Below are 21,635 nucleotides of genomic sequence, written 5' to 3'. Positions count from 1 at the left end.
CACCGGGTAGGCCAACGGTCGGAACCGGTGGCGCGACCGGAGCGGAGCGGGCTGTGACTCTCACGCGAACGATCCCCGGCACGGGGACGTACTTCGTCGGCATCGACATGCCTCCCGGCAGGTACCGCTGCGACGACGGGCGGGGCGGCTGGTGGGTGCTGTTCCAGGGCGAGGCGGGCGCCCGTCCGGTGGGCGCCTGGCCGCTGGACCCGGGCCCGGCGGAGGTGGACATCGCCCCCGGTGACTTCGCGTTCGAGACGCACGTGCCGTCCTCCTGGACGCTGGTGGCGGCCACGGGCGAGGCGCCCGGCACGCCGCGCCCGGTGGCGGACCCGACGCTGCGCACCGAGCTGGACTCGGTGGTGGCCCGGCGCGGCCCGCTGCTGCGGATCGCACCGGCCGCGGCGGTCTGCGCGGGCACCGCGGCGATCCTGCCGCTGGGCGGCTTCTGGCCCTGGCTGGCCCTGCCTCTGGCGGTGGCGGCCTTCGGTTCGCGGCGGCTGCTGGACGACGTGCGCCGCGCCCGCGCGCTGGACGACCGCGCCGACCGCTACCTGGTGCCCGAGGACTTCGACGCCGAGGCCGCGGCGCTGCTGGTGCGCGTCCAGCGCGCCGTCGAGCAGGTGCGCGGCGCCCAGGTGGTGCGCGACGGCGTGCTGGAGGGCATCGACGCGGAGGTGGAGCTGCCCCGCCAGGAGTGGGAGATCGCCCAGGTGCTGGCCCGCCACTCCCGGTTGCGCCGCGACGCCGAAGCGCTGCGCCTGGCCGCCGCGTCCGAGCTTCTCGAACTGCAGGAGACGCAGCGCGAGAAGCTGCGGATATCGGTCGAAGCCGTCACCCGCAGGGTCGAGGCGCTGGAGCGCTACGCCCGCAGCACGCTGGAGGCCGACGCCGCCCACCGCGCCTGCCGCGTCCTGGAGGAGCTGGCCGGCCGCGACCGGGAGTACGACGAGCTGCTCGCCGACACCGTGCGGGACGAGCTGGCGATCCCGGCCATCGAGCGCCTCGCCGCGCAGAGCGACGAGCTGCTGGCGAGCCTGCGGCACCGGCTCGACGAGGCGGCCGAGGCCGCCCGTGACACGCTCCCGCCGCGCGGGTGAGGACCGGATGGGCCTTTGAGCCCAGCGCCCTGAACGCTCACCGGCCGGTGCGGATCATCTCTGACGCGCCGCAAGGCCCCGCTGAGTCGCGAGACGGAGTGACCCGCCCGGAACCGCGGCTCCCGGTGTCTGTTTCGTTCAAGACCCCCGGGGCTGCGGCGGTCTAACGTTGCGGCATGAAGCCGCAACTCGATCTCATCGGCCTCGTGGTCGCCGACATGGCCGCCTCGCTGGCCTTCTACCGTGCCCTGGGCCTGGACATACCGGCGGAGGCCGACGCCGCCCCGCACGTGGAGACGGCCCTGCCCGGCGGGCTCCGCCTCGCCTGGGACCGGGTGGACGTGATCAGGAGCTTCCACCCGGACTGGACCGCCCCGAGCGGGTCGGCCCGTGTCTCTCTCGCGTTCCTGTGCGACGGCCCGGCCGAGGTGGACGCGGTGTACGCGCGTATGGCCGCCGCCGGACACGGGGGCCTGGAGCCGTGGGACGCCCCCTGGGGGCAGCGCTACGCCGTGCTCCACGACCCCGACGGCAACGCCGTCGACCTGTTCAGCCCGTCGGCCTGAACGCCGAGGGCGGGACGCCGGTCAGCGCCTTCACCTCGCGGGCGAGATGGGCCTGGTCGGCGTACCCCGCCCGGAAGGCCGCCTCGGCCTGCGGCGTCCCCGCCTCGATCAGGGAGACCGCCCGGGTCATGCGCCGGATGCGGGCCAGGGTCTTCAGCCCGTAGCCGAAGGCGTCCAGGCAGCGCCGGTGCAGCTGCCGCTCGCTCAGTCCCGCCCGCACGGCGGTCAGACTCACCGGCTCCCCCGCGTCGAGCCCGGCCAGCGCCGCGCCGACCACCGGATCCGCCGGTCCCGCTTCGGCCAGCCGCGCGGCGGCCGCGTCCGCCAGCACGCGGCCGGGGGCGTTCGCTCCGGCGAGCCGCTCGGCCAGCTCGCGGGCCCGCGCCCCGCCCCACACGTCCGACAGGGGGACCTGCCGGTCGGTGAACTCCCGCGCCGGAACGCCCAGGACGCTCGGGCCCGTACCGGAGGCCAGCCGCAGCCCGATGTAGATCTGCCCCGCCCCGCTTCCCTGCCGGGGGCCGGTGTCCGGTCCGGCGACGATCACCTCGCCGCCCGTCCAGATCAGGTCGAGGCAGCCGTCGGGCAGCACCCGGTAGGGGCCCGACGGCAGCCGGTTGCGCCAGAGCGTTCCGCGGGCCTCCGGCGCCGCACGTTCGGTGTACACCTCTGCAGTCTGCCCCGGTCAGCCGGGCTCGCGGACCACCGGCCACCCGTCCGAACGCGCCCCTGCGGCCGTCGCGGTCAGCTGGACTCGCGGACCACCAGCCGGGTGTCCAGGATGATCACCGGGGACTCCGGTTCCCGGCCCTGGATGCGGGCGACCAGCAGCTCGGCCATCGCCCTGCCCATCTCCTCCACCGGCTGGTGCACCGTGGTGAGCGGCGGTTCGGTGTGGCGGGCCATCTGCGAGTCGTCGAAGCCGACCACCGCCACGTCGCCGGGGACGGTGCGGCCCGACGCGCGCAGGACGCGCATCGCGCCGATCGCCATCGGGTCCGAGGCGGCGTACACCGCGTCGAGCTCCGGGTCGCGCTCCAGCAGGTCGCGCATGGCGGCCGCGCCGCTCTCCTCGGAGAAGTCGCCGGGGGCGACCAGGTCGGGGCCCGGGTTGAGCTCGCGGTAGCCGCGCAGGCGGTCCACGCCCACCTGCATGTCCTGCGGTCCGGCGATCGCCGCGATCCGCCGCCGCCCCCGGTCGACCAGGTGCTGGACGGCCTGCCGCGCGCCGCCCCTGTTGTCGGCGTCCACGCAGGCCACCGGGGTGCGGCCGAGCGGCGAGCCGGCCGTCACCGTCGGCAGGCCGCGCTCCTCCAGCCGCCGGGGCAGCGGGTCGTCGCCGTGCAGCGACAGCAGCAGCGCCCCGTCCACGTGGTGGCCGGTCAGGTAGTGCTCCAGCCGCTCGTGCTCGGCCGGGGTCTGGGCCATCGCCAGCAGCAGCTGCAGGCCGGTCTCCGACAGGCCCGCGCTGATGCCGCGGATGATCCCGGCGAAGAACGGCTCGCCCCAGACCCGTTCCTCCGACTCGGAGACGACCAGCGCGACGGTGTCGGTCCGCCTGGTCACCAGCGTCCTGGCCGCGGGGTTGGGGACGTACCCCAGTTCCTCGATCGCCCTGAGCACCGCCTCGCGGGAGTGCTCGCTGACCTTGGGTGAGCCGTTGATGACCCGGGAGACGGTGCCGCGCCCCACTCCTGCGCGCGCGGCCACCGCCTCGAGGGTCGGACGCTGTTCAGTCACGGCAGACCATTTTGCCGTGCCACCCGGCCGTACCAGCGGGCGCTGCTCTTGGGCGTGCGCCTCTGGGTCTCGTAGTCGACGTGGACGAGGCCGAAGCGCTTGCCGTAGCCCCAGCCCCACTCGAAGTTGTCCATCAGGGACCAGGCGAAATAGCCCTTCAGCGGCACGCCGTCGGCGATCGCGTCGCGGCAGGCGGCCAGGTGTGCCTCGATGTAGGCGATGCGCTCGGGGTCGTCGACCTCGCCGTCCACCATGGTGTCGACGTACGCCGCGCCGTTCTCGGTGATGTAGAGCGGCACGGGCGGGTACTCCTTGGCGACCCAGGTGAGGATCTCGTGCAGGCCGCCGGGGTCGACCTCCCAGCCCATGTCCGTCACGGGGCGCCCGCCGTGCACGAACGACACGTGCGAGGCGCCGGGCCAGGGCGAGTCCGAGGCGAACGGGGACGTGGCGACCATGCCGCCGTCGCTGTTCGCGCTGACGGTGTGGCGGGAGTAGTAGTTGACGCCGAGGAAGTCGAGCGGGCCTCCGATCAGCTCCATGTCCCCGGCCTGGATCACCTCCTCGAACCCGAACGGCGCGAGGTCCTGCAGGACGTCGGCCGGGTAGGTGCCGCGCAGCAGCGCGTCCAGGAAGAAGCGGTTCTGCAGCCCGTCGATGCGGCGTGCGGCGTCCAGGTCGAGCTCGTCGTCGCTCGCCGGCGAGACCGCGTACAGGTTCGGCGCGGCTCCGGCCATCCCGCCGCCGCCGCGCAGGACGGGCGCGGCCAGGCCGTGCGCGAGCAGCAGGTGGTGGGCGGCGCGGACCGACAGCTCCGGCGAGCGCAGGCCCGGCGCGTGGTCGCCGGAGGCGTAGCCGAGGAAGGCCGCGCACCACGGCTCGTTCACGGTGAACCAGTGCTTGACGCGGTCGCCGAGCGCCTCGTGGACGGCCGCCGCGTAGTCGGCGAACCGGTAGGCGGTGTCGCGGGCGGGCCAGCCTCCGGCGTCCTGCAGCTTCTGCGGCAGGTCCCAGTGGTAGAGGGTGGCGTACGGGGTGATGCCCGCCTCGAGGAGGCTGTCTGCCAGCCTGCGGTAGAAGTCCAGTCCGCGCTGGTTGACCTCGCCGCCGCCGTCGGGCATGACCCGCGGCCAGGAGATCGAGAAGCGGTAGGCGCCGTAGCCCAGCGAGGACATGAGCGCCACGTCCTCGGCGTAGCGGTTGTAGTGGTCGTTGGCGACGTCGCCGTGCTCGCCGTTCATCACCCTGCCCGGCGTGTGGGCGAAGGTGTCCCAGATGGACGTGCCGCGCCCGTCGGCCGTGACGGAGCCCTCGATCTGGTAGCCCGACGTGGCGGTCCCCCAGGTGAAGTCCTCCGGAAACCCCCGAGTGGTCATGCCTTCACGGCTCCTTCCATGATGCCGCCGATGATCTGGCGGCCGAAGAGAACGAAGATGGCGATCAGCGGGACCGTCGCCAGCGCCGTTCCGGTGAACACGAGCGTGTAGTCCTGGAAGTACGCGCTGTTCAGCGCGGAGATGGACAGCTGGACGGTCGGGTTGGACTGCGTCAGCACGGCCATCGGCCAGATGAACTCGTTCCAGGTCTGCATGAAGGTGAACAGCGCCAGCACCGCGACGGCCGGGCGCATCGCCGGCAGCACGACGCTCCAGTAGATGCGCAGCGTGGAGCATCCGTCGACGCGCGCGGCCTCGATGAGCTCGTCGGGCACCGCCTGGATGGCGTACTGGCGCATCAGGAACACCCCGAAGGCGTTCACCAGGAACGGCATGATGACGGCCTTGAGCTCGCCGACCCAGCCGAACTTCACCATCATCATGTAGAGCGGGATGATGCCCATCTGCTGGAGCGGCACCATCATGGTGATCAGGACGGTCAGCAGCAGCCCGTCGCGGCCGCGGAACCGCAGCTTGGCGAAGGCGAAGCCGGCGAGGCTGCTGAGGATGACGACCGACAGCGTCACGGTCGTGGCGACGATCGCGGAGTTGATCATGCCCTGGACGAAGTTGGCGTCCTCGGTGGCGAACAGCCGCTCCAGGTTGGCGCCGAGGTTGCCGCCCGGCAGCATCGGCGGCGGGATCATGCCGACGACGTCGTTGGACCGCGTCGCGACGACGAACATCCAGTAGATCGGGAACGCCGACAGGATCAGCGTCACGACGAGCGTCGCGCGGGTGAGCACGTTGGCCTTCACTTGTCGCCCCCGATCCGCCGGGTGAACACGAAGCTGAAGAAGCACACCAGCAGGATCATCATGAACAGCATCCAGGCGACCGCCGAGGCGTATCCGTACTCGAAGTGCCGGAACGCGCTCTCGTACATGTACATGGCGACGGTCTGGAACTGGCCGAGCGAGCCGCCTCCGACGTCGCCCTGGGCGAACATCACCGGCTCGGTGAACAGCGACAGGCCGCCGATGGTGGAGGTGATCGTGGTGAAGACGATCGCGGGCTTGAGCATGGGGATGGTGATCTGCCAGAACTGGCGGCGCGCGGAGGCGCCGTCGATCGAGGCGGCCTCGTAGAGGTCGCGCGGGATGGCCTGCATGGCGGCCAGGTAGATGAGGGCGTTGTAGCCGGTCCAGCGCCAGTCGACCATGACGGAGATGGCCGTCCAGGAGCTCCACTTGTCGGCCGTCCAGTCCAGGCCGTCGGTGCGCAGCAGCCAGTTGACGAAGCCGTAGTCGCGGGCGAACAGCTGGCCGAAGACGACGGCCACCGCGACGACCGAGGTGACCATCGGGACGAGGACGCCCAGCCGGTAGAGCAGGCGGAGGCGCATGCGCTTGTTGAGGGCGTTGGCCAGCATCAGCGCGAGGATGAGCTGCGGGATGGTCGCCAGGACGAACATGCCGACCGTGTTGAGGACCGAGTTCCAGAACTCGCCGTCCTGGAGGAGCTCGGTGTAGTTCTCCAGGCCGATCCACTTGCGGTCGCCGGCCAGCTCCCAGTCGTGCAGGGACACCCAGACGGTGAAGCCCAGCGGGAACAGGCCGAAGATGGAGAAGAGGATGAAATACGGGGAGACCAGCAGGTAGGGGACGGCCTTGAGGTCGAACCAGGTCGACCACCGGGACCTGGGCGCCTTCTCGGCCGGCGGCGCGGGAGAAGCGGCGGAGCGCTTGCGCACGTCGAGCATGGGACTTGAGCCTTTCGAGGGCGGGGGCGGCGCCGCCGCTGCGGCGCCGCCTCGCGGAGTCGTCTATTCGGCCTTGTCCCGGCCGTCCTCGATGGCCTTCTGCCACGCCTCACCGGCGTCGAGCTTGTCCTGGCCGAGCGCGACCAGGATGTCCTCGAACACGGTGCGCACGTCGACGTTCTTCACGCCGAGCTGGACCGGCTGCAGCGACGTCGCGGTGGTGGCGAAGATCTCGCCGACCGGGGCGTCGTTGAAGTAGTCGTTCTTGGCGTCCTTGACCTGCGGGTCGGCCAGCGCCTCGGGGGAGGTCGGCAGCGCGTTGACCGCCTTGAACGCGGTGATCTGCGACTTGGCGCTGGTCAGGAACTTGGCCAGGTCGGCCGCTTCCTTCGGGTGCTCGGACTGCTTGGGCACGGCCAGGAACGAGCCGCCCCAGTTGCCGCCGCCGCCGGGCACCGCCGCGACGTCCCACTTGTCGTCGTAGGTGTCACCGGAGTTCTCCTTGATCACGCCGAGCATCCAGGCCGGGCAGGCCATGGTGGCGAAGGAGTCCTTCTTGAAGCCGGTCTGCCACTGCGGGGTGAAGCTCTTCAGGCCCGCCGACAGCTGGTCCTGGTCCAGGCCCGCGACGAAGTCGAACGCCGACTTCACCGCCGGGTTGGTGTCCGCGATGTACTTCTCGGAGGCGTCGAAGTAGGTGACGTTGCCGTTCTTCGGGGCCTCCTGGGACAGGACGGCGTTGAAGAGCGTGGTCAGGCCGTCCACGAACTTGGTGTCCGGGACCTTCTCCTGGAACTTCTTGCCGGTGTCGACGTAGGCCTGCCACGTCGGCCACAGCTGCCCGACCTCCTCGCGGTCGGTGGGCAGGCCCGCCTTCTCGAACAGGTCGGTGCGGTAGCACATGGCCAGGCCGCCGACGTCGGTGCCCAGCGCCATCAGCGACTTGCCGTCCAGGCTCTGGCCGAGGCTCCACTTCCACGGCAGGAAGTCGTCCTTGAGCTCGGCGCCGCCGTACTGGTTGAGGTCGGCGAACTTGTCGGACTGGCCGCGCAGGTTGGTCAGCACGCCCTCCTCGAGCGCGACGACGTCGCCGGCGCCGCTGCCGGTCTCCAGGTACTTCAGGAGGTTGGGCACGTAGACCTTCTCGTGCTCCTTCTCGTTGCGGTGCTCGATCGTGATGCCGGGGTTGTCCTTCTCGTACTGCTCGAAGAGCTCCTCGTAGCCGAAGCTGCCGAAGGTGTCGACGGTCAGGGTGATCTTCCCGGAGTCGGCGGAGTCGTCGGACGAGCAGGCGGAACCGGCGGCGAGCACGCCGGCCAGGACGGCCGCGATCGCAGTGGATCGGCGGGTGAACTTCATGGTCGTTCCTCCCAGGACGGGGTGGGGAGAAGCGGACTCTTCGTCGAGTCCTCGGGGGGTGTGGGAGCGCTCCCACGCATCACAGCCCCGGGCGTACCGGCCCGTCAAGCCCCCGAAACACAACCGTTACATGAACTTCTGCGGAAAGCTCTACGGAAAAGAGACCAAGCAAGCGCTTGCGTGTGAAAGTTTTTCGGGTTAGCTTTCCTGACATGCCGCCGGGAGCACTCCCCCCATCCGGGCTCCCGGCTCCGGACCCGCTGCCGGGCGGGAGGGATCGCGCCCCCTCCCGTCCGGCAGCGTCGGAACGCCGGAGTTGGAACGCGGCAAACCGGGGCACGACACCCCGGACGAAAAAGAACGGCGGGCATGCCTCGCCGACCGGCACGGTACCCGGGCCGGTCGGCGAGGAGGGTGCTCCGGCACGCGTCGGCGTGCGCGGGCCCCTAGTGGATGTGGATGCCGTCGAGCAGGACGCCGACGTAGTGGTCGGTCAGCGTCTCGGCGTCGAAGCCGCCGTCGGTGTGGAACCAGCGGACGGCGACCCAGATCGTGTCGCGGATCATCCGGTAGGTGAGCCGGGGATGCAGGTCGGCCCGGAAGAGGCCGGCGGTCTGGCCGTTCCGGATGGCCGTGACCCACATCTCCTCGACGTCCTCCTCGGCCTTGAAGAGGTAGTCGAAGCGCTCGAGGCCCTTGAGGTAGTTCCAGTCGTTCTGCAGCACCGTGATGGCCGCGCGGTGCGGCTCCAGGGTGCCGAAGGCGATGCGCACCAGGGCGGCGAGCACCTTCTCGGGGCCGCCGTCCTCCTCGATCGCCGCGCGGTTGGCGGCCATCAGTTCGGTGAAGAAGTTCGACAGGATCTCGTCCACGATCGACTCCTTGGAGTCGAAGTGGTGGTAGAGGCTGCCGGACAGGATTCCGGCCTCGTCGGCGATCTCGCGGACGGTGGTGGCCTGGAACCCCTTCTTGGCGAACAGTTCCGCCGCCAGCCTGACCAGATGGTCGCGGCGTTCGGAAGCCGGGCCCGAGGCGCCCCTGGCGCGGCGTCGGCCGCCCTCGCGGGCCCTGGCCCGTCCGCTGTTCGTCGTGGTAGTCACCCCTTTATTATGCGCCCCCGCCCAACCGCTTGCTCAGTCACCCAGGTTGTCATCTCGTCAAATTATGAGCAAGCGCTTGTTACAAACGATTAACCGGGCAGCCGGTACTGCACTCTGGCCAGGCTCGCGGCGATCGGCGTGACGCACCTGTCGATGAACTCCCGGTGCGCGGGGTGGTCGCGGTATGTGACGAAGTCGTCATGGTCGGCGAAGTCCGCCACCAGCACGAAGTCCTGGTTCCCCGGATTGATGCCCGCCCCGTACTCGTAGCGCCTGATCTGCGGAATCCGGTCCGGCAGCTCCGCCAGGCCCGCCGGCACCGCCGCCTTCTGCTCCTGGGTGGCCTCGGGCTTCCAGGTGAACATCACCACGTGTCTGATCATGCATCCAGCCTAGGACGCGGGTCAGATGCGGCGGTAGGTCGCGGTGACGGTGGCGGGGGCCGCGGGGTCGGACAGGACGGCGGTGAGCTTCAGGGTCCTGCCCGAGCAGGCGAAGGCGGGGCGGGCGGGGACGAGCGGGTCCACGTTGCCGTTGCGGTAGTGCCTGGCGAGCTTGACCGTGCGCAACGAGATCGTGTTGAAAAGGGATTTCACGGTGGCGTCGCCGGTCGCCGACCCGCGTTTGATCGACAAGGTTCCCTTCCTACCGCCCTTCAGGGACGACTTGAAGTGGAGCTTCTTCTTGTAGACGCTGGTCAGGGTGTATTCGTCGCCGTTGTCATTTCCCTCGGCGACGACCTCCCGGGCCTTGGTGAAATCGTAGGAGAGCGTCTTCTTCGTGATAGAGAGGCGGGTGCCCTCGCCCCCCTTGGCGCTGATCCGGACGTCCTGGCCGGCGGCCGCCATCCGGTACCGGGTGAGTTTCCAGTCGTCGGTGACGCAGGCCTTGGCCGAGGCCGGGGCGGACAGGGCCAGAACGGCTCCCGCGGCCAGCGCGGCGGCCGGCAGCAGGCGGGCCGGGGTGGCGGGCAAGTCGACCTCCTCCGTGGAGCGGCGGATGATCGTCAAACGTATCCGCCATCCGTGAAGGAACATCGGATTTCAGGAGAATTCCAGCGTGCCGCCCGGCGGGGGCGCGGGTGGCGGCGTCCGCGCCCCCGCCCGACCCCCGCCGGGAGGATCAGACGCGCCGGTAGACCAGCGCCACGTCGATGGTGCCGGCGCCGTCGGCCTCCATCGTGAGCTTGAGGGTCTTGGCGGTGCAGGTGAAGTCGGCGTAGACCGGGACGAGCGGATCCGTCTCGGCCTTGCGGTAGTTCTTGACGAGGCTGTAGGAGCCCAGCGGAACCCCCATGTTGGTGTCGCTCACCTTGGCGTCGCCGGTGGCGCTCCGCGCCTTGAGGGACAGGGAGCCCTTCCTGCCGCCCGTCAGGACGGACTTCGCCTTGAGGGTCCCGCGGTAGACGCTCACCAGGTCGTAGGCGTCGCCCGCGACGCTGCCCTTGGTGACGACCCTCTTGGAGCCGTTGAAGTCGTAGCGGACGGACTTCTTGGCGACCGTCAGCCGGATGCCCTCACCGCCCTTGGCGCTGGCCGTGTACCCCTCGTCCCGCTGGCCCATCTTGTACTGGGCGAGCTTCCACTTGCCCACGGCGCAGGGCTTCGCGGGCGCCGCCGAGGCCGCCGCGGGAAGGGCGAGGGCGGCGCCGGCCGCCAGGGCGGCGGCCAGCGCCGCCCGGGTGGATACTGCGAACAAAGTCGACCTCCATACCGGAATGATCGACAAAAGTACAGGAAGCGGAACGAACAGGGACGGGACCGTTGTCCTGTCCCCGCCGGGCGCGCGGAGCGCCCGATCTCAGCGGCGCCGGTAGGTCGTCACGATCGTGCCGGTGCCGCTGTCGTCCGTGCTCGTGGTCCGGAACGTGACGGTCTTGGCATTGCACGTGTAGGAGCTGCGGAGCGGGGCGACGGGCTCCCAGCTTCCCTCTCGGTACACGTTCTGCACGAGGCTGTAGCTCATGACGAAGGCGCCGTTCCTGGAGATGGCGGCCCTGGCGCCGCCCTTGGCGCTCTTGGGCTTGAGCGCGAGGGAGCCCTTCCTGGCTCCCTTCAGGGTGGACTCCAGCATCAGGCGCTTGCTGTAGGTCGTCTTCATGTCGTACTTCTCACCGTCCGAGATGCCCTTGACGGCGAGCGGCCTGGAACCGTTGAAGTCGTAGGTCACGGACTTCTTCGCGACCGTCAGGCCGATGCCCTGGCCGCCCCGGGCCTTGGTGCTCAACCCGGGCCCCTTGGCGTCGAGGGTGTACTTGGTGAGCTTCCACTTGCCGAGCAGGCAGGGCTTGGCCGCGGCGGAGGCGGAGGCGGGGAGCGCGAGGACCGCGGCGGCCAGCGCGGCCGCGAGGGCGACGGGTGCCAGAGCGGCGGACGACGTGCGGGGGGATGCAGCGAACAAGGTCGACCTCCGTGCAGGGATGATCGACAAAAGTACAAGAGGGCGGGGCGGCGGCGGGTGCCGCCGCCGCCCCGGACCGGTCAGGCGCGCCGGTACTCGATCTTCACCGTGCTGGTGCCGAAGAAGTCGCGCTTCTTGGCCTGCAGCAGCAGGGTGCGCCCGTTGCAGCGGAAGTCCGCGCGGTGCGGGATGAGCGCCACCCATTCCCCGCGGCGGTAGGTCTCCACGATGCTGTACTTGGCGAGCAGCTTCTTCTCCGGCTTGAGCTGGCCGAGCAGTCCGTTGGCGTCGCCGCGCGCGCTGCCGGGCCTGGTGGTCAGCACGCCCGAGCGCGCGCCCCGGAACTTCGACTTCAGCGACAGCCTGCCCCGGTAGCTGGACCACAGCCCGACCTCCTCGCCGGAGCGGGTGCCCTTGGTGATGGCCGGCTTGGAGCGGTTGAAGTCGTAGACGGCGCCGTTCTTGCCCACGCGCAGCCGGGTGCCCTGGCCGCCGGTGGTGTGGAGTGAGACGTCCTTGCCCTTCATGGTCATCACGTACTTGGTCAGCGTCCAGTTCCCCATCAGGCAGGAGCCTCTGCCGGGTGCGGCGGCGGCGGAACCGGGAAGGGCGGCGACCGCTCCCGCGGTCAGGACCGCGGCCACCGTGAAACGGGCGTAATTGACGAACACTGTCGACCTCCTGGGTTGATTGGTCGACCAAATTACAAGGAAAGGCTGCAGAGCCGGGTGGAATCTCCAGTTGTTTTTAAGGTATCCCCGCCGTCACCGCCCGGATCTATTCCCATTAATAACGAAAATTGCGGATGCAAGGGAAATAGCACCACCATTACCATCCATGCACATCATTGATGGACCATCCCCTCCCCGGAGCCCTCCGGGAGTCCGGCGGCTGCCATGATGTGACCGATCTTTCCTATGGGTTTCTGGTGCTTTGTGGAGGAATGATGGGATCTGACCAGGTAGTGCAGGGGCACTGCGATCCGGCGTTCCGCGGCGTCCGCGAGGCCTTCGAGGCGCAGTTCGCCCAGGGCCGCAACCTCGGCGCGAGCGTCGCGGTGTTCGCCGGCGGGCGGCCGGTCGTCGACCTGTGGGGCGGGATCGCCGACGCGCGGACCGGCCGCGCCTGGGAGCACGACACCCCCTGCCTGGCCTTCTCGTGCACCAAGGCCGTGACCGCCGCCGCCGCGCTGCTGCTGGCCGAACGCGGCGAGGTGGCGCTGGACCGCCCGGTGACCGACTGGTGGCCGGAGTTCGGCGCGCACGGCAAGGAGGGCGTCACCGGCGAGCACCTGCTCACCCACCGGGCGGGGCTGCCCGCCTTCGACCGGCCGGTCAGCGCCGAGGAGGCGGCCGACCCCGCCGCGATGGCCGGCCTGCTGGCGGGCCAGGCGCCGGAGTGGGCGCCGGACGACGGGCACGGCTACCACGCGCTCACCTACGGCTGGCTGGCCGGGGAGATCGTGCGGCGCACGGCGGGGATGCCGGTCGGGGAGTTCGTCCGGCGCGAGTTCACCCCCGGGCTGTGGATCGGCACCCCGCCGGAGGTCATGGCCAGGGCCGCGAGGCTCTCCGCGACGGGCCGCCCCCCGGCCGGGGCCGCCGACCCGCAGGCCGGCGAGCACTCGGGGGCCGACCTCCTGACCCGCCTGGCCGAGGCCTACCTCGATCCGGAGTCCCTGCTCAACCGCGCCCTGCACAACCCGTCCGCCTCCTACAACAAGCCGGTCGTGCTGCGGGGCGGCTGGCCCGCGGCGGGCATGGTCGCCACCGCCCGCGACCTGGCCGCCTTCTACGACGCGCTGATCGGCGGGCGGATCCTGCGGAAGGAGACGCTGGCGGAGGGCGTCCGGGAACGGGTGCGCGGCGCGGACAAGGTCCTGCTCGTGGAGAGCGCCTTCGGGCTCGGCTTCATGCGTCCCGCCATGACGTTCATGACGCCCTCCGCGGGCAGGAGCACCGCGTTCGGCCACACGGGGGCGGGCGGCGGCATCGGGCTCGGCGACCCGGAGAAGGGGCTGGCCGTGGCTTTCATCCCCAACCAGATGGGCGGCGGCATGGCCGGGGACCGGCGCTCCTACGAACTGGTCAAGGCGGCCTACGCGGCCGCGGCCTGACCCCCGCGCCCTTGTCCCACCAACCAAGCGCACGTTAGTTTGGGCGGCGATGGACGCCGGGAGCCGAAGACGCGAGCCGCGCGGCCGCTCCCCGCTGGACGGCTTCGAAAACCAGCGGGACGACGGCCGCGCGGCCCTCGTGGAGGGGGAGGCGAACCGCGCCGGTCACGCCTCCCGTTCAGTGGAGAGGACGCGCGCCCGCGCCCTCCGGATGCCTGTCCGGAAGGTGACATCCGGCGCACCTCTCGCGCGCCCCTCCCCCGAGGGGCGGTCGGCCGACGGCCACCAACGGTCACTGGGAGCAGCTCATGGGTCAGCTTGACGGGAAGGTCGCCCTCATCACCGGCGGCGCACGCGGCATGGGCAAGGCCCACGTCCGGCGGTTCGTCGCCGAGGGGGCGCGGGTCGTCTTCGGCGACCTGCTGGAGGAGGAGGGCGCGAAGCTGGCCGGCGAGTTCGACGGCGAGGCGTTGTTCGTCCGGATGGACGTGACGCGGCCCGAGGACTGGCAGGCCGCGGTGCGGCTGGCCGTGGACTCCTTCGGCAGGCTGGACGTGCTGGTCAACAACGCGGGCGTCATCCGCGTGAAGAACATCGAGGACATGGAGGTGGCCGAGTTCCAGGCCACCGTCAACGTCAACCTGACCGGCCAGTGGCTGGGCATCAAGTCGGTCATCCCGGCCATGAAGGCGGCGGGCGGCGGCTCCATCATCAACGTCAGCTCGACCGAGGGCTTCGTCTCGGCCGCCGGGTTCTCCGCCTACAGCGCCGGGAAGTTCGGCATCCGCGGCGTCACCAAGTCCGCGGCGCGCGAACTCGGCCCGTACGGCATCCGCGTCAACAGCGTCCACCCGGGCGGGATCTTCACCGCGATGTCCCTGGACCCCGAGGTCGTCGAGCGCAGCGCGGACAGCGCCGACGCCTTCATGAAGGCGCTGCCGCTGGGGCGGCTGGGCAAGACGCACGAGGTGTCGGGTCTGATGGTCTTCCTGGCGAGCGACGACTCGTCCTACTGCTCGGGCAGCGAGATCCTGGTCGACGGCGGCATGATCACCGGGCCTGGCTTCTGAAGCAGCGGGCTGTCGAAGACCCTCCCTGCCAGCCAGACCAGCAGCGCCTGGAACAGGCCGGCCGAGGTCATGGCGAGCAGGAAGACGTCGCGGCTCTCCGGAAGCGGGAGCATCAATGGCAGGAGCCCGGCCGGGAGGCTCGCGAGCAGCAGCCAGATGCCCTCCAGGCCGGGGTCCGCGCCGGGCGCCTGGTGCAGCCGGTGGGCCAGGCCGAGGATCAGCGCCGCGTACAGGAGCGCGGCGGGTGTGGCGAGCTTGACCATGGTCCGAGGCAACCAGCCGGGCGCCCCTGCGGCATCCGTCAAAGTACTCAGATTTCGTGATCCGAGTACTCGGTTACCCTCCCTCCCATGGACATCAAGGACCTGCACCCCTGGCCCTCCTCCGAGCAGGAGGCCCAGGCCCTGCAGGAGCGGCTGCGCGGGCTGGTCCGGCAGGAGCCGGGGCCCGCCGCGGTCCGCACCGTCGCGGGCCTCGACGTCGCCTACGCCGACGACCGGGTGGCCGCGGCGGTCGTCGTCCTGGACGCCGCGACGCTGCGGCCCGTCGAGACCGCCGTCGCCGTCGAGCGGCCGTCCTTCCCCTACGTCCCCGGGCTGTTCGCCTTCCGGGAGCTGCCGGCCCTGCTGTCGGCGCTGCGGAGGCTGGACACCGTGCCGGACCTGCTCGTCTGCGACGGCCACGGGCGCGCCCACTTCCGCAGGTTCGGGCTCGCCTGCCACCTGGGGCTGCTCACCGGGCTGCCCGCGATGGGCGTCGGCAAGACGTTCCTCGTCGGTGAGCACGTGGAGCCGGGACGAGAGCGCGGCGCCTTCACCGACCTCGTCCACGAGGGCGAGGTCGTCGGGCGCACCGTGCGGACGCAGACGGGCGTCAAGCCCGTCTACGTCTCGGTGGGCCACCGCACCGACCTCGAGGCGGCGACCCGCCACGTCCTGGCGCTCAGCCCGTCCTACCGGCTGCCCGAGACGACGCGGCAGGCCGACCGCCTGTCGCGCGAGGCGCTCAGAGCGCCGGGAAGCGGTCCTGCCAGCGCTCCGCCTCCTGCAGCTGCGCCGCCAGGGAGATGAGCCCGGCCTCCTCGCCGTCGTGGCCCAGGAGCTGCGCGCCGATCGGCAGGCCGTCGCGGCCGAACCCCGCGGGCACGCTCATGCCCGGCCAGCCCAGGACGTTCCACGGCCAGGCCAGCGGGCACAGCGCGGCGACGCCCGACTGCGTCCGCTGGTAGCCCGCGCCGTCGAACGCGCCGACCTTCGACGGATGCTGCGCGGTGGTCGGGGTGAGCACCACGTCGGCGTACCGGAAGACGGATCCGGCGCGGCGGCGCAGGTAGGGGTCCATGCGCCGCGCCAGGGGCAGCAGCCGCCGTCCCACGGTCCGGCCGATCCGCGCCTCCACCTCGGTGCGCGCCTCGGGCCGCGCGCCCGGGATGGAATCGAGCCAGTCGGCGACGCCCGACGTGCCGCGCGGGACGAGGCCGAGCGCGACGGGCCCGTAGTCGGGGTCGGCGGGGAACACCTTGTGGCCGAGGTCGGTGAGCAGCCGCGCCATGCGCTCGACCGCCCGGCGGATCTCGGGATCGATCCTGCCGGGGACGCCGAGGGCGGTCTTGAACGAGACGGCGACGCGCAGCCTTCCGGGGTCCCGCCGGGCCGCCTCGGCGAACGGGGTGCGCGGCGGGTCGAGCCGGTGGACGTCCTGCGGGTGGCTGCCGGTGAGGACGTCCAGCAGCAGCGCGGCGTCCTCGACCGTGCGGGCCAGCGGGCCCCAGACCGTCAGTCCGTTGAACGGGTCGGTGTGCGGGTATCCCGAGACGCGGCCGCGCTGGGGCTTGATGCCGACGAGGTTGGTCCAGGCGGCGGGGATGCGGATGGAGCCGGCGCCGTCGGAGCCGACGGCCGCCGGGACCATGCCCGCCGCGACCGCCGCGGACGAGCCGCCGGACGAGCCGCCGGGGGTGAAGCCGAGCTTCCAGGGGTTGCGCGCGGCGCCGTAGCCGGGCGACTCGCTGAACGGCCACAGGCCGATCTCGCACGTGCGCGTCTTGCCGACGATGATCGCGCCGGCCTCGCGCAGCCTGCGCACCTGCTCGGCGTCCCGCGCCGCCGGCGCGTGGTCGCCCCGCACCGCGAACGGCGTCGTCTCGCCGCGCACGTCGGTGTCGTCCTTGACCGCGACGGGCACGCCCAGCAGCGGCAGCCGCTCCCCCGCCGCCAGCCGCCGGTCGGCCTCGGCCGCCTCGGCGCGGGCCGCCTCGTACCGCACGACCCGGAAGGCGCCCACCCTCCCGTCCACCTCGTCGATCCGGGCGAGCGAGGCCTCGACCAGCTCCTTGGCGCTCACCTTCCCCGCCGCCGCCAGCTCCGCCTGCTCCGCCAGTCCCTTGTACGCGAGTCCGCCCACCGTCTCCCTCTCTCGTTCGTTCGAACGAACGATAGGCTGGAGACCTCCTCCTTGGGAAGACGGGTCCTCATGAACGAAGCACGCGAGCGCATCCTCGACGCCGCCCTGCGGCTCATCGGCGAGCGCGGCGTCGGCGGTCTCAGCAACCGCGCCGTCGCCGCCGCGGCCGGGGTCTCCCTGGGCACCCTGACCTACCACTTCGGCTCGCAGACGGACCTGCTGCGCGAGTGCCTCGACCGCTTCGTCGACCGCGAGCTCGACCGCATCACCCGGACCGCGCTCGCCCTGGCCGACGACGTCCGCTCCCCCGGGCAGGCCGCCGACGAGGCCGAGCGCGCCATCGTCGCCTTCACCAACGAGCCCGAGCAGATAGCCAACCTCGAACTCCACCTGCAGGCGGCCCGCGACCCCGCGCTGCGGCCCGCGGCCGAGCGCTCCCTGGCCGCCTACGACCGCCTGGCGACGTCGATCCTCACCGCACTGGGCGTCCCCGAGCCCGAACGCCACGCCCCCACGGTCGTCACCCTCCTGTACGGCCTGGCCGTGCGCCGTCTCGCCACCGGCGACTCCGCGGCCACCGGCACGGCCGAGGCCCTGCGCACCGTCCTCGCCGGCGTCCTCGCCGAGGCCGCGCGGCCCGCCTGAGGCCTTCCGGACAGGCGGAAGGCCGCGGGCACCCGGCCCGCGGCCCTCGCCGCCGCTCCTATTCGGGCCCGCCGCCGGCCCCGCGCTTGCCGCCCGCCCGCGCGTAGACGCGATGGACGAACTCGGCGAGCTGGGCGTCGGGCAGGTTCCGCGCCAGGTCTGCCTCGCTGATCATGCCGACCATGCGGTTGTCCTTGATGACCGGCAGGCGCTTGACCTGGTGCTTCTCCATCACGTCCAGCGCCTCCTGGACGGTGGTGTCCGGCGAGACCGAGTACAGCCCGGAGGAGAGGTCCCCCGCGGTCACCCGGGACGGGTCGTGCCCTGCCGCGATGCACTTCACGACGATGTCGCGGTCGGTGATGATGCCCTCGAACCGCTGGTCCGAGCCGATGATCGGCAGTGCGCCGACCCCCTCCTCGCGCATGAGCTGGGCCGCCCGGTCCAGCGTCTCGTGCGCCGGGATGGTGCAGCAGCTCTCCGTGCTCATCAGGTCGCGGACGTGGTCCTGCATCTTCGTCGTCATGGTCTCCCCCCGAGAACAGTCGTGACACGCAGGGAGAGCACTACCCCCGAGAATCTTTACAAAAACACACAAATCACCCAAACCCCACCCTTGTCCGAAAAGTAGCGGCGCATGGTTTTAGAATGATGTTCTAAAACCACCGGAGATCCCAGGAGCGCCGATGTCGGGTACCCGTACCCACCCGATCTTCACCGTCCAGCCGCGCGAGCCGGTGAGCGAGCGGCGGATCGAGTACCTGTCGCGGCTCGCGGCCCGGGTGCGGGAGCTGAACGAGGCGGCCGTCCTGACCGACCTGCCCGAGGAGGAGCTCGCCGAGGTCACCGCGCAGGTGGAGGCGCTGACCGCCCGGCTCGGCGCGGTCCGCCGCACCGCGCCGCCCGTCGTCGACGTCGAGGGCGGCGGCATCATGCGGCAGCTGGCCGGACCCGTCAACGGCGCGCTCAACCCCATCGCCCCGCCCTGCGACGTGCGGTTCCTCCCGGACGGCTCGGTGCGCTCGGAGTTCACCCTCAACTCCGTCTACGAGGGACCTCCCGGCATGGTCCACGGCGGCGTCAGCGCCATGATCCTGGACCAGCTGCTCGGCATGGCCGCCGACAGCAACGGCACCCCCGGCCTGACCGCCTCCCTGGAACTGCTCTACCGCCGACCCACCATGCTCGGCGAGCCGCTCGTCGCCGAGGCGCGGATCGACCGCGTGGAGGGCCGCAGGGCCCACGCCGCCGGCCGGATCCTCAACTCCGCCGGCAAGCCCACGATCGAGGCCACCGCGATGTTCGTCATGCCCCTGTGAGGAACTCCCGGTAGGAGTCCAGGACGGGCAGCACCTCGTCCCGGGTGCCGCCCCGCACCCGCAGGACGACCTCTTCGATGCCCAGGGCTTGGTAGTACTCCAGTTTGGCGTGGGTGGGCAGGGTGCCGAACGGGATGACGGACAGCGTCGAGGGGTCCCGTCCCGCCTTTTCGCAGGCCGCCTCCAGCCGGGGCCGCGCCTCGCGGATGCCCGCCCCGCCGATCGGCAGCCAGCCGTCTCCGTACTCGGCGATCGCCTCGAAGAGCCTCGGTCCGCCCGCCCCGCCGAGCAGCACCGGCACCTCCGCCTTGGGCCACGCCCAGCTCGGCTCGAACGCCACGTGCTCCCCGTCGAACGAGGCCACCTCGTCCCGCCACAACGCGCGCATGGCCAGGATGTGCTCGCGCGCCCGCTCGCGCCGCTCCGGCCACACGACCCCGTGGTCGGCGCCCTCCTCCACGTTCCAGCCGAACCCCACGCCCAGCGCGAACCGGCCCCGCGCCACATGCTGGAGCGACGCCACGGCCTTGGCCGTCACCAGCGGCTCGCGCTGGGCCGGCAGAAGGACGCCCGTCCCCAGCGTGATCGTGCTCGTCACCGCCGCCGCGGCCGCCAGCACCACCAGGGGGTCCAGCGTCCGCGCGTACTCCTCCGGCAGCGTCGTGTCCCCCGACGTCCCCGTCAGGCGCCCGTCCCCCGTCCCCGACGCCTCCTTGGTCGCCGGTCCGGGCGTCCGGCGCGACACCGGGATGTGCGTGTGCTCGGGCAGGTAGAGCGAGGAGAAGCCCCGCTCCTCCGCCGCGACCGCCAGCTCGTGCACCGCCACCGTCCTGTCGGTGGCGAACATCGTGATCCCCAGCCGCATGAGGCCCTCCCAACGATCTTGACGCCGTTCCGGCGAGCCGAAATCATACGGCCGCACCATCGACCCCCCTTTGTCCGGAAGGCCCTTCCGTTGGCCCCCCAGCTCAAACGAGCCCTCATCGGCGGCGCAGCCGCCCTCTCCCTCGCCCTCGCCGGTGGTCACGCGATCACCCGCATCGACGGAGCCCCCGCCACCATCCAGAACATCGCCCATCTCAGGGCCGCGCCCGAGCTCGCCGGGCTGAAACTCACCAAGCGCAAGATGATCGGCGGAAAGAAGGCCCACGGCACCGTCACCCTCACCTCCGCCGCGCCCATGGGCGGCGTGAAGGTGCGGCTCGCCGCCAAGAGCCCCCGATACATCAAGGTCCCGAAGTCGGTGAAGGTCCCGGCGGGCAAGAAGCTCGTGCGCTTCCCCATCAGGACCGCCCGCATCGCCCGGGTCGGCACCGGCGTGGTCGCCGCCGGGCTGGGCGGCGAGGTCGTCAAGCGCAGGCTGACGCTCACCCCTCGCCACTACCTCACCCGGCTCGCCCTCGACGACTACGCCGTCCAGGGCGGCACCGCCACCGGGGGCACCGTCGCGCTGAACAAGGCGGCCCCCGCCGGGGGCGTGCGCGTCACACTGGCCAGCGGCAACGCCAAGGCCCAGGTCAAGGGCCAGGTGAAGATCCCGGCGGGCCGCAAGGCCGCCCACTTCGCGATCCTGACCCAGGGCGTCGCCGCCGACACGGAGATCAAGATCGCCGCCAGGTACGGGCAGACCCTCGCCCGGGGCATCGTCCTCACCCCCGGCCAGGCCGAGGTCGTCCACGTGCCGACGAAGTTCACCCTGCACTTCGACGAGTTCGTCGACTCCTCCAAGGCCCGGACGCTGGAGGCGCACATCGACATCAACCTGCCCGCGCCCAAGGGCGGCCTCACCCTGCAGGTGACGTCCGACCAGCCGGGCCTGCTCGAACTCGCCGGCGGCGGCCGGGTCACCGTCCCCGAAGGCCAGACGGCGGCGCCGTTCTACATCGGCTTCAAGCAGGTGGCCGTGGTCACCCCGTTCCGGTTCACCACCACCCACAACGGCGTGACGGTGCAGTCCATCGTGCGCAACCTCGCCCCCGGGGGCTGAGGGGGCGCCCGGCGGAACCCGCCACCGGGAAAACGATCTTTACCGAACCACCCCGTCCGGCCGTGCGTCGGACGGGGTGCCCGTCCGCACCCCGGCGGTCCCTGCGCTCGGCGAGGACGCGGACGTCCGAGCCGCGAACGGGGTCTGCGCTCCAGCAAAAAGGGGAAGATCATCCTCGCTTACCAGTTGAGAACGACCTGACAGTTTGGTCCGGAAAGGATGTAGATAACCATGAAGAAGATGCATATCCCTCTGGCCGCCTCGGCCGTTCTGCTCGCCCCCCTGGTCGTGTCCGCCCCCGCGGAGGCCGCGGGCACGATCTGCTCCGTGAAGGTCAAGGCCCCGAAGTTCCAGAAGGTCATCGACGTCCAGCCCGGCGGCGTGCGTCCCGTGTCGGCGAAGCGGCCGTACGGCGCGCTCGCGGGGCGCTGGGCCAAGTACAAGAAGGCCGAGTACAACGACGGCTACTACAAGCCCTATGGGAAGAAGCGGACGCGTGCCTTCGCCAAGAAGGCGACGATCTGCGTCTTCCACACCGACTCCCAGGGTCGGATCGCCATGCGTAAGACCGGTCTGAAGGGACTGCGCAAGGCCGTGGACAAGCCGAAGATGAACCCGCAGTGGGGGCTGCGCTTCGACGGGCGGGGAAAGATCACCCTCGCTTACCAGGTCTACCACCCCTGACGGATAGC

25 protein-coding genes are annotated in these 21,635 nt (G+C 71.3%); 9 read left to right on the top strand and 16 right to left on the bottom strand.

The features are described from left to right. The first annotated feature begins 53 nt into the window (after positions 1-53). Positions 54-1,100, top strand: coding sequence for a hypothetical protein (locus C2865_RS10355; RefSeq protein ID WP_106398134.1), 1,047 nt, complete (start codon positions 54-56; stop codon positions 1,098-1,100). A 176-nt stretch (positions 1,101-1,276) separates the two neighbouring features. Further along, positions 1,277-1,666: a VOC family protein gene (locus C2865_RS10350; protein ID WP_106398133.1), complete on the top strand. Its 390-nt coding sequence runs from the start codon at positions 1,277-1,279 to the stop codon at positions 1,664-1,666. Here the strand turns inward: C2865_RS10350 and C2865_RS10345 are convergent. The 12 genes from C2865_RS10345 to C2865_RS10290 form a co-directional block, all read right to left on the bottom strand. Next, positions 1,650-2,333 (bottom strand): helix-turn-helix transcriptional regulator, encoded by a 684-nt coding sequence (locus tag C2865_RS10345; protein WP_106398132.1) that lies wholly within the window; start codon positions 2,331-2,333, stop codon positions 1,650-1,652. The genes C2865_RS10350 and C2865_RS10345 overlap by 17 nt on opposite strands. A gap of 77 nt (positions 2,334-2,410) precedes the next feature. Next, entirely contained in the window at positions 2,411-3,406 is a 996-nt protein-coding gene (locus C2865_RS10340; RefSeq protein WP_106398131.1) for a LacI family DNA-binding transcriptional regulator, read from the bottom strand. Next, the gene (locus tag C2865_RS10335; RefSeq protein WP_106398130.1) at positions 3,403-4,782 is read right to left on the bottom strand and encodes a GH1 family beta-glucosidase; all 1,380 of its coding nucleotides are present in this window, start codon (positions 4,780-4,782) and stop codon (positions 3,403-3,405) included. The genes C2865_RS10340 and C2865_RS10335 overlap by 4 nt, the downstream gene beginning before the upstream one ends. After that, complete coding sequence (locus C2865_RS10330) at positions 4,779-5,600, bottom strand: carbohydrate ABC transporter permease (protein ID WP_232835494.1); 822 nt, start codon at positions 5,598-5,600, stop codon at positions 4,779-4,781. Before C2865_RS10330 ends, C2865_RS10335 begins: the two co-directional genes overlap by 4 nt. Then, positions 5,597-6,544 (bottom strand): carbohydrate ABC transporter permease, encoded by a 948-nt coding sequence (locus tag C2865_RS10325; protein WP_106398129.1) that lies wholly within the window; start codon positions 6,542-6,544, stop codon positions 5,597-5,599. The genes C2865_RS10330 and C2865_RS10325 overlap by 4 nt, the downstream gene beginning before the upstream one ends. Positions 6,545-6,607: 63 nt before the next feature. Next, entirely contained in the window at positions 6,608-7,903 is a 1,296-nt protein-coding gene (locus C2865_RS10320; protein WP_106398128.1) for an ABC transporter substrate-binding protein, read from the bottom strand. Positions 7,904-8,349: 446 nt separating this feature from the next. After that, positions 8,350-9,003 (bottom strand): TetR/AcrR family transcriptional regulator, encoded by a 654-nt coding sequence (locus C2865_RS10315; RefSeq protein WP_106398127.1) that lies wholly within the window; start codon positions 9,001-9,003, stop codon positions 8,350-8,352. A gap of 89 nt (positions 9,004-9,092) precedes the next feature. Next, positions 9,093-9,386, bottom strand: a complete 294-nt coding sequence (locus C2865_RS10310) for a Dabb family protein (protein WP_106398126.1) — start codon at positions 9,384-9,386, stop codon at positions 9,093-9,095. Positions 9,387-9,407: 21 nt separating this feature from the next. Continuing rightward, positions 9,408-9,977, bottom strand: coding sequence for a hypothetical protein (locus tag C2865_RS10305; RefSeq protein WP_157963650.1), 570 nt, complete (start codon positions 9,975-9,977; stop codon positions 9,408-9,410). A gap of 148 nt (positions 9,978-10,125) precedes the next feature. Further along, positions 10,126-10,701, bottom strand: a complete 576-nt coding sequence (locus tag C2865_RS10300) for a hypothetical protein (protein ID WP_106398124.1) — start codon at positions 10,699-10,701, stop codon at positions 10,126-10,128. A 102-nt stretch (positions 10,702-10,803) separates the two neighbouring features. Continuing rightward, positions 10,804-11,403, bottom strand: coding sequence for a hypothetical protein (locus C2865_RS10295; protein WP_106398123.1), 600 nt, complete (start codon positions 11,401-11,403; stop codon positions 10,804-10,806). Between the two features lie 80 nt (positions 11,404-11,483). Beyond that, positions 11,484-12,074 (bottom strand): hypothetical protein, encoded by a 591-nt coding sequence (locus tag C2865_RS10290; protein ID WP_106398122.1) that lies wholly within the window; start codon positions 12,072-12,074, stop codon positions 11,484-11,486. A gap of 275 nt (positions 12,075-12,349) precedes the next feature. On the opposite strand from C2865_RS10290, the gene C2865_RS10285 reads away from it, so the two are divergent. Together C2865_RS10285 and C2865_RS10280 are read left to right on the top strand one after the other, a co-directional pair. Beyond that, complete coding sequence (locus tag C2865_RS10285; protein ID WP_106398121.1) at positions 12,350-13,519, top strand: serine hydrolase domain-containing protein; 1,170 nt, start codon at positions 12,350-12,352, stop codon at positions 13,517-13,519. A gap of 308 nt (positions 13,520-13,827) precedes the next feature. After that, positions 13,828-14,589 carry a glucose 1-dehydrogenase gene (locus C2865_RS10280; protein WP_106398120.1) on the top strand — a complete coding sequence of 254 codons (762 nt, stop codon included), beginning with the start codon at positions 13,828-13,830 and terminating at the stop codon, positions 14,587-14,589. On the opposite strand, the gene C2865_RS10275 is transcribed toward C2865_RS10280, so the two are convergent. Then, positions 14,529-14,852: an SCO4225 family membrane protein gene (locus C2865_RS10275; RefSeq protein ID WP_106398119.1), complete on the bottom strand. Its 324-nt coding sequence runs from the start codon at positions 14,850-14,852 to the stop codon at positions 14,529-14,531. The genes C2865_RS10280 and C2865_RS10275 overlap by 61 nt on opposite strands. Positions 14,853-14,939: 87 nt before the next feature. Here C2865_RS10275 and C2865_RS10270 point away from each other — a divergent pair, with 87 nt between their 5' ends. Further along, positions 14,940-15,659: an endonuclease V gene (locus C2865_RS10270; RefSeq protein WP_106398118.1), complete on the top strand. Its 720-nt coding sequence runs from the start codon at positions 14,940-14,942 to the stop codon at positions 15,657-15,659. Here C2865_RS10270 and C2865_RS10265 read toward each other — a convergent pair. Further along, entirely contained in the window at positions 15,595-16,992 is a 1,398-nt protein-coding gene (locus C2865_RS10265) for an amidase (RefSeq protein ID WP_198653143.1), read from the bottom strand. The two genes, C2865_RS10270 and C2865_RS10265, sit on opposite strands and share 65 nt — an antisense overlap. Positions 16,993-17,061: 69 nt before the next feature. On the opposite strand from C2865_RS10265, the gene C2865_RS10260 reads away from it, so the two are divergent. Next, positions 17,062-17,637: a TetR/AcrR family transcriptional regulator gene (locus tag C2865_RS10260; RefSeq protein ID WP_106398671.1), complete on the top strand. Its 576-nt coding sequence runs from the start codon at positions 17,062-17,064 to the stop codon at positions 17,635-17,637. Between the two features lie 58 nt (positions 17,638-17,695). Here the strand turns inward: C2865_RS10260 and C2865_RS10255 are convergent, their stop codons facing one another. After that, a complete protein-coding gene (locus C2865_RS10255) occupies positions 17,696-18,163 on the bottom strand; it encodes a CBS domain-containing protein (protein ID WP_106398117.1) in 468 nt (155 codons plus the stop codon). A 160-nt stretch (positions 18,164-18,323) separates the two neighbouring features. On the opposite strand from C2865_RS10255, the gene C2865_RS10250 reads away from it, so the two are divergent. Continuing rightward, entirely contained in the window at positions 18,324-18,956 is a 633-nt protein-coding gene (locus C2865_RS10250; RefSeq protein ID WP_106398116.1) for a PaaI family thioesterase, read from the top strand. On the opposite strand, the gene C2865_RS10245 is transcribed toward C2865_RS10250, so the two are convergent. After that, positions 18,943-19,821: a TIGR03619 family F420-dependent LLM class oxidoreductase gene (locus C2865_RS10245; protein WP_106398115.1), complete on the bottom strand. Its 879-nt coding sequence runs from the start codon at positions 19,819-19,821 to the stop codon at positions 18,943-18,945. The two genes, C2865_RS10250 and C2865_RS10245, sit on opposite strands and share 14 nt — an antisense overlap. A gap of 90 nt (positions 19,822-19,911) precedes the next feature. Between C2865_RS10245 and C2865_RS10240 the strand changes: the two genes are divergently transcribed. Beyond that, complete coding sequence (locus C2865_RS10240; protein WP_106398114.1) at positions 19,912-20,943, top strand: hypothetical protein; 1,032 nt, start codon at positions 19,912-19,914, stop codon at positions 20,941-20,943. A gap of 231 nt (positions 20,944-21,174) precedes the next feature. Next, a complete protein-coding gene (locus C2865_RS10235; RefSeq protein WP_106398113.1) occupies positions 21,175-21,627 on the top strand; it encodes a hypothetical protein in 453 nt (150 codons plus the stop codon). Positions 21,628-21,635 lie beyond the last annotated feature (8 nt).

The organism is Actinocorallia populi, from assembly GCF_002995495.1.
Lineage (GTDB): Bacteria > Actinomycetota > Actinomycetes > Streptosporangiales > Streptosporangiaceae > Actinocorallia > Actinocorallia populi.
The sequence above is the reverse complement of the archived record's forward strand: the minus strand, read 5'-3'. Positions and strand labels throughout refer to the sequence as shown.

Excerpts from the sequence above, each read along its gene's own strand:
- C2865_RS10235 (WP_106398113.1), top strand. The coding sequence starts at position 21,175 with ATGAAGAAGATGCATATCCCTCTGGCCGCCTCGGCCGTTCTGCTCGCC.
- C2865_RS10255 (WP_106398117.1), bottom strand. The coding sequence starts at position 18,163 with ATGACGACGAAGATGCAGGACCACGTCCGCGACCTGATGAGCACGGAG.
- C2865_RS10260 (WP_106398671.1), top strand. The coding sequence starts at position 17,062 with ATGAACGAAGCACGCGAGCGCATCCTCGACGCCGCCCTGCGGCTCATC.
- C2865_RS10335 (WP_106398130.1), bottom strand. The coding sequence starts at position 4,782 with ATGACCACTCGGGGGTTTCCGGAGGACTTCACCTGGGGGACCGCCACG.
- C2865_RS10320 (WP_106398128.1), bottom strand. The coding sequence starts at position 7,903 with ATGAAGTTCACCCGCCGATCCACTGCGATCGCGGCCGTCCTGGCCGGC.
- C2865_RS10275 (WP_106398119.1), bottom strand. The coding sequence starts at position 14,852 with ATGGTCAAGCTCGCCACACCCGCCGCGCTCCTGTACGCGGCGCTGATC.
- C2865_RS10350 (WP_106398133.1), top strand. The coding sequence starts at position 1,277 with ATGAAGCCGCAACTCGATCTCATCGGCCTCGTGGTCGCCGACATGGCC.
- C2865_RS10285 (WP_106398121.1), top strand. The coding sequence starts at position 12,350 with ATGGGATCTGACCAGGTAGTGCAGGGGCACTGCGATCCGGCGTTCCGC.
- C2865_RS10245 (WP_106398115.1), bottom strand. The coding sequence starts at position 19,821 with ATGCGGCTGGGGATCACGATGTTCGCCACCGACAGGACGGTGGCGGTG.
- C2865_RS10280 (WP_106398120.1), top strand. The coding sequence starts at position 13,828 with ATGGGTCAGCTTGACGGGAAGGTCGCCCTCATCACCGGCGGCGCACGC.
- C2865_RS10310 (WP_106398126.1), bottom strand. The coding sequence starts at position 9,386 with ATGATCAGACACGTGGTGATGTTCACCTGGAAGCCCGAGGCCACCCAG.
- C2865_RS10325 (WP_106398129.1), bottom strand. The coding sequence starts at position 6,544 with ATGCTCGACGTGCGCAAGCGCTCCGCCGCTTCTCCCGCGCCGCCGGCC.
- C2865_RS10270 (WP_106398118.1), top strand. The coding sequence starts at position 14,940 with ATGGACATCAAGGACCTGCACCCCTGGCCCTCCTCCGAGCAGGAGGCC.
- C2865_RS10250 (WP_106398116.1), top strand. The coding sequence starts at position 18,324 with ATGTCGGGTACCCGTACCCACCCGATCTTCACCGTCCAGCCGCGCGAG.